Source organism: Streptomyces bohaiensis (assembly GCF_012033785.1).
GTDB classification, from domain to species: Bacteria; Actinomycetota; Actinomycetes; order Streptomycetales; family Streptomycetaceae; genus Streptomyces; species Streptomyces bohaiensis.
This window is the reverse complement of sequence record NZ_JAAVJC010000409.1, coordinates 1-3052: the sequence shown is the minus strand read 5'-3', so window position 1 is coordinate 3052 and position 3052 is coordinate 1. Positions and strand designations below refer to the sequence as shown.

The following is a 3052-nucleotide window of genomic DNA, read 5'->3' as shown; positions in this document are numbered from 1 at the left end:
CCGGGGCGGGTCAGCAGCCGAACCACTGCCACCAGTGGCACTCGCGGTCGGGCTCCTCCTCGTCCTCGTCGTCCTCCTCGTCCTCCTCCTCCGGAGGGTCCGCGCAGGGTGGCGGAACCGGCCCGATCCGCAGGGCCGACCCGTCCGCCGGTGCAGGTGCGCGGCGGGTGCCGGAAAGGTGCGGCGGCAGCGCTTTCCGTGGCGCGCCGTACGCCCGCGGTGGCGGACCGTGGCGGCCGGGCCGCCCGGCGCCGCGACGCGGCGGGCGAACCGCCCCTCGGCGCACGCCCCTTACCCACGTCAGCCGCGGTGAACCGCCCTCGTGAGGGCGTCCGCGGACCCCGTCCCGGCCCGGGAAACGCCCGGAAAGCACCGGTCCCCGGGGGCGGTTGCACGCAACCCGCCCACAGCCTGGGACCGGGCGTCTAGGGTCCTGACATGGCCGTGCGACAACTCTGCGAACCCGGCGTACTCGACACCAGCCGCCCGCTGGCAGGCCGCGCGGCCGTACCGGAGCGGGTCCTCGGTGTCGCCGCCACCCGGGACCTCGCGACCGTGGCCGTCGCCACCTCCGCGCCCTGGTTCCCCGGCCTCGGCGAGCTGCTGCTGCTGCGCCCGGCGTCCGGCGCGTCCCCGGTACGGCTGCCCCTGGTGCGCGGCGCCCGCTCGGCGGTCGCCCACGACCTCGTCCTCGGCGACGAGGGGGCCACGCTGACCGCCTCGCTCGGCGGCACGGACGACCAGCCGGGCGGGGGCACGGCCCACTGGTCCCTCACCGGGGAACCGCGGCAGCTCTGGAGCCGCGGTGCCGGCCGCGCCGCGCTCGGCGCCGACGGGGAACCGGGCCACATCCGCCTCGCCGTGAGCGAGGACGGCACCACCGTCGTCGGCTGCGACCCCGCCTCGCACCAGGTCACCGCGCTCGGAGCCCACGCCGGCAACCGGCTCTTCGACAGCGAGGGGGAGCCGGGCCGCCCCGGGGCGCTCGGCGGCACCGGGGCGGTGGCGGTGGACGCCCGCGGCAGCCGGATCGCGTTCCGGCTGTGCCGCTGCCACGGCCGCGCCCCCGAGGGGGAGATCGCGGTGCCGTCGCTGCGCACCGGCGCGTTCACCACCCACGCCACCGGCATGGCCTGGTGCTGCGGCATGGCCTTCAGCCCCGCCGGCAGCGACCTGGCGGTCGTCGGCGTCGCCGACGGGCGGGCGGTCGCCACGGTGGTCGACCTCACCGGCCGACCCGGCGACGCCCGGCCCTGGACGGTGCTCGGCCCGCTCTCGCCGGAGGCCCGGCGCCAGACGATCCGGCCGGTGTGGGGCGCCCTAGGCCCGCGTGCCGCCGTGCGCTCGGGGCACACCGTCACCGTGTGGGACCTCGCTCGGGGCAGCGCCCTGTACGCCGTCGAGGGGATGGGCACCGAGACCGCGTGGACACTGACCCCCGACGGCGGCGCCCTGGTGACCGCCACCCCCGACGTGCTGCACGCCCACCGCTTCGACGCCCCGGCGGCAGCCGCCGGGGCGACCGGGAACGAGGTCGGCCACCGTCCGTGACCCCGCTGCCCCTGCCACCGCGACCCGCCAGGACCGCCCCATGACCGACGCACCACGGCTCGACCGGCTCCTCGCCTCCCGCCCCGGACGCGACGCGTGGGACGAGGTGTGCGAGCTGCTGGAGCGGTGCGACGAGCCACGCCTCGCCGCCGTCTCCGCGGCCGTCCTGCGGTGGCCCGCCGCCCAGCGCCCCATGCCCGACCGCTGGTGGGCGCAGTGGACCCGGGGCGACGTCCGCCCGTACCACGCGCTGGCGGGCACCCGCGGCCTCGGCGGCCTGGACAGCGTCGAGACCGGGACCGTGCCCCGCCCCGTGGAGGAGGACTGGGCCGACTGGGCCGACCAGGCCGACCTCGCGGACCTCGCGGCGCTGAGCGGTCTGCTCGGCCCCCTCCGCCCCGCACCGCCGGCCACCGAGCCCGGCGCGGACGGGTTCGGCCCGGACGGCTTCGGCGCGGACGGGTTCGCCGTGCCCGGGCCCGCCGCGGGAGGACCGGGGGACGACCTGCCGCCGCCCGGTGTCCTCCCCGGCGCGGACGGCCTGTTCCCGCTCCACCGCGGCGCCGAGCCCCGGCTGTTCGGCGGCCCGCTCGACGGCTCCGGGGTGCCCGGCCTCGACACCCCCTACGCCTACGGCGACCCCGGCCCGCCCGGCCTCGGAGCGCCGCCCGGCCTCGGAGTGCCGCGCTTCCCGGACGACCCGGACGACCCGGACGACGCCCACGCCGCCGACGATGTGCTCGGACTGCCGCCGGCCGGCCTCACCGCGGGAGGACGCCACGAGACGACGGCGGGGCTCGACCAGGGCGCGGCCGCCGTCGCCGCACCGGCCTCGCTGCGGTGGCTCGCGGTGGCCGGCAGGGCCACCTCGGCGGCCCGCGGTGGCGACCTGGTCCGCTGGGAGACGACCCGGGACGCACCCCTGGTCCGGTACCTCAACGGTGCCGAGACCACCGACGAACCGACCGAGGTCCAGGTCAGCCCCGACGGGGAGGTGGTGGTCACCGCCGTCGAGGGCGGATGGGCGGCCTGGTCCGCCGCGACGGGGCGGCGGCTGTGGCTGCTCGGCCCCGAGGAGAACGGCACCGCGGCCGGCGGCCGCGGCTCCGACAGCCTCGACGACCCGGTCCGGCTGGCGTTCTCCGGGGACGGCCGCCGGCTGGCCTTCGGCACCACCGGCTCCGACGTCGTCGCCGTCGTCGACAGCCGGACGGGCGAGCCGCTGCTCAGCGTGGAGCCCGGCGCGGACGCCTTCGGACCGGTCGCGCTCGACGCCCACGGCCGCCTGCTCGCCCACGTCGCCCACGGCGGCCGCGTGGTGCTGCGCGACGTCGCGACCGGCGAGGTGGTGGCCGCGGGCGAGAGCGGCCTCACCTCCGTCGCCGCGCTGGCGCTCGCCCCCGACGGCCACGCCGTGTTCGCCGTCGGGGGAGCGGTGGGCGGCGGCCCGGGCGACGCCGGCCTCACCGTGCGGGCGCGGCCCGCGGCGCGGCTGCTGAGC

At 79.4% G+C, this 3052-nt stretch carries 2 protein-coding genes; both read left to right on the top strand.

The window, feature by feature from the left end; all coding sequences use genetic code 11:
• Positions 1-438: 438 nt before the first annotated feature.
• Positions 439-1551: a hypothetical protein gene (locus tag HCN52_RS23340; RefSeq protein WP_168090412.1), complete on the top strand. Its 1113-nt coding sequence runs from the start codon at positions 439-441 to the stop codon at positions 1549-1551.
• A 40-nt stretch (positions 1552-1591) separates the two neighbouring features.
• On the top strand, positions 1592-3052 hold a 1461-nt coding region (locus HCN52_RS23335), incomplete at its 3' end, for a PQQ-binding-like beta-propeller repeat protein (RefSeq protein ID WP_245175394.1).